The 2,600-nt window shown below is 70.5% G+C and carries 3 protein-coding genes; 2 read left to right on the top strand and 1 reads right to left on the bottom strand.

Features of this window, described 5'->3' with window-relative positions:
- Window positions 1-1,249, top strand: a 1,249-nt coding sequence (locus tag GVL05_RS19700; protein ID WP_235036082.1) for an MFS transporter, incomplete at its 5' end; no start/stop codon positions are given.
- A gap of 221 nt (window positions 1,250-1,470) precedes the next feature.
- Here GVL05_RS19700 and GVL05_RS19695 read toward each other — a convergent pair.
- Window positions 1,471-2,118 carry an NAD(P)-dependent oxidoreductase gene (locus tag GVL05_RS19695; RefSeq protein WP_159574233.1) on the bottom strand — a complete coding sequence of 216 codons (648 nt, stop codon included), beginning with the start codon at window positions 2,116-2,118 and terminating at the stop codon, window positions 1,471-1,473.
- 112 nt (window positions 2,119-2,230) lie between these two features.
- Here GVL05_RS19695 and GVL05_RS19690 point away from each other — a divergent pair, with 112 nt between their 5' ends.
- Window positions 2,231-2,593, top strand: a complete 363-nt coding sequence (locus GVL05_RS19690; RefSeq protein WP_111086871.1) for a helix-turn-helix domain-containing protein — start codon at window positions 2,231-2,233, stop codon at window positions 2,591-2,593.
- Window positions 2,594-2,600 lie beyond the last annotated feature (7 nt).

The raw sequence follows: 2,600 nt of genomic DNA, 5'->3' as shown, positions 1-2,600 counted from the left end.
GCACACCCTCATCGCCCTTTCCGTGCCGAACTTCCGGCTGTTCACGGCCACCAACCTCGTCGCGATGACCGCCGGGTGGATGCAGCGCATCGCCCAGGACTGGCTCGTCCTGCAGCTGACCGGCTCGGTCGCGCAGGTCGGCATCACCGTCGCCTGCCAGTTCGCGCCGATGCTGCTGTTCGGGCTGCTCGGCGGCGTGCTCGTCGACCGGTTCTCGAAGCGCGCGCTGATGATGATCACGCAGGGTGCCTTCGCCGTGCTGTCCGCACTGCTCGCCGTGCTGACGCTCGCCGGTGTGGTCGAGGCCTGGCACATCTGGGTGATCGCGTTCCTGGTCGGCATGGTCACCGTGATCGACAACCCGGCCCGCCAGGTGTTCGTCACCGAGATCGTCGGACACCAGCACCTCCGCAACGCGATCAGCGTGAACTCGTCGGTGTTCCAGCTCGGCGGCATGATCGGCCCGGCGCTGTCCGGGGCGCTGCTCGTCGCGGTCGGGGCCGGGTGGTCGTTCGGCGTGAACGCGATCGCGTGCGTCGCGGTCGTCGTGACCCTCGGCTTCCTGAAGGTCTCGGAACTGCACCGGACGCCCCCGGCGCCCCGCGGCAAGGGACAGCTGATCGAGGGGCTCCGCTACGCCGTGAACAAGCCGACGATCATCGTGCCGGTGATCCTCGTCGCGTTCTTCTCGGTGTTCGCGCTGACGATGCCCGTGCTGCTGTCGGCCTTCGCGTCACAGGTGTACGACGTCGGCGCCGCCGGGTACGGCGTGTTCAACTCGGCCGTGGCGATCGGTGCGCTCGTCGGCGCCCTGCTCTCCACGCGGCGGGCGGTCGTGCGGCTCCGGACCATCGTCGGCGGGGTGTTCTGGACCGGGGTGCTGCTCGTGGTCTCCGGGTCCATCCCCGTGATCGCGCCGTTCACCGTGGCGCTCGTCGCCGTCGGGATGTCGCAGCTGTTGTTCCAGACCGCGTCGAACTCGCTCGTGCAGCTGTCGTCGAACGTGGCGATCCGCGGCCGGGTGATGTCGCTCTACGTGCTCGTGCTGCTCGGCGGCCAGGCGATCGGCGGGCCGCTGATGGGCCAGGTCGTCGACCACTTCGGGGCGCACGTCGGGATGATGGTCGCCGGCGGGGTGCCCGCGGCCGCCGCTGCCGTGATCGCGCTCGTCCTCGCCCGCCGAGGTGGCCTTCACCTCGCGGTGCGCATGCGCCACCACGTGCCACTGCCGGCGATCGTCGCCCACTGAGCGGGGCGCGGTGGGCGCACCGGCGCGCCGGGCGGGAGGACCGTGGCGGCGTCGCCACGAGCCTCCCGTCCGGCGCGCGCCAAGGCGTTGCGCCCCGTTGCGGGCGTCGCACCCCGACACACAGGGGTGCAATGCCCGCAACAGGGCGCGGACGCAGTCCGGGACGGACGGGAGGCACAGGGCGGCCCCGCCACGCGCCTCCCGTCCGGTGAGCGGTTGCCTCAGTAAGCCACGCCGAAACGGGCCTGGTGGTGCGCCGGGTTCGCGATCTCGTCGACGAAGGCCAGGCCGAAGTCGTCGCCGGAGATGTCCGAGTTGCCCTCGGAGTCGGTCAGCAGGACCTCGTCGGTCGTGCGGTACGTGCCACGACGCTCGCCCGGGTTGTAGCTGCCGTAGCCGGCGGCCGGGCTGACGTAGAACCAGTCGACGTCGGTGTCCGAGGCACGGAGCGCGTCGAGGATCTGCGCGTGGCTCTTCGCCTCGCCCTTGAACGCGTCCGGGAACTCGGCCGAGTCGAACAGGCGCGGTCCACCGTCGGCGACGAGCAGCGAACCGGCGCCGCCCACGATGCCGAGACGCGCACCGGCGCTGGCCGCAGCGTCGACGAAGTGCTGGAACTCGTCCTTGAGCTCACTGCCGTCGGCCTGGACCGCGTGCAGTGCGACGACGATGACGTCGGCGTCCTTCGTGACCTCGGCCACGAAGTCGGCGTCGAAGGCATCGCCCTGCGCCAGGGTCAGGCCCTCGGCGGCGTCGAGCTTGCTCGTGTCGCGCGCGACGGCGGTGACGGCGATGCCACGGGAGAGGGCTTCGCGGGTGATGGCGGAGCCGGCGTAGCCGGTGCCTCCGAAGACGACGATGCTGGTCATGCTGTTCCTTTCGTGGGGCTGGTGCTGCTCACCGTACAAGAGTTACTCTCTTTGAGTAAGTAGGCACCTCACGGTGCGTAACGGAGCTCGTTCGTCACGGAGGCCAGGCCAGATGTCAGCACTCGAGTACAGCCCCTACGCGGCCGACTGCCCCAGTCGCCAGCTGCTCGACCGCATCGGCGACCGGTGGAGCGTGCTGACGATCGGCACCCTCGCCGACGGGCCGCAACGGTACTCGGCGATCGCGAACCGGGTGCAGGGCGTGTCGCAGAAGATGCTCACCCAGACCCTCCGGGCACTCGAGCGGGACGGACTCGTCACCCGTACGGTGTTCCCCGAGATCCCGCCGCACGTGGAGTACGAACTCACCGATCGCGGGCGGTCGCTCCGCCGGGTGCTCGAGCCGCTCGAGGCGTGGGCGACGTCCCACATGGACGACGTCGCGGTGTCGCGCGTGGAGTACGACGCGCGCTGAGCTGGCG

Origin of the sequence: Curtobacterium sp. 18060 (assembly GCF_902706105.1) — a bacterium.
Lineage (GTDB): Bacteria > Actinomycetota > Actinomycetes > Actinomycetales > Microbacteriaceae > Curtobacterium.
Note: the sequence above shows the minus strand (reverse complement) of the source record. Positions and strands in the feature narration are given on the sequence as shown.

Coding starts and splice junctions, on each gene's coding strand:
- GVL05_RS19690 (WP_111086871.1), top strand. CDS start 2,231: ATGTCAGCACTCGAGTACAGCCCCTACGCGGCCGACTGCCCCAGTCGC.
- GVL05_RS19695 (WP_159574233.1), bottom strand. CDS start 2,118: ATGACCAGCATCGTCGTCTTCGGAGGCACCGGCTACGCCGGCTCCGCC.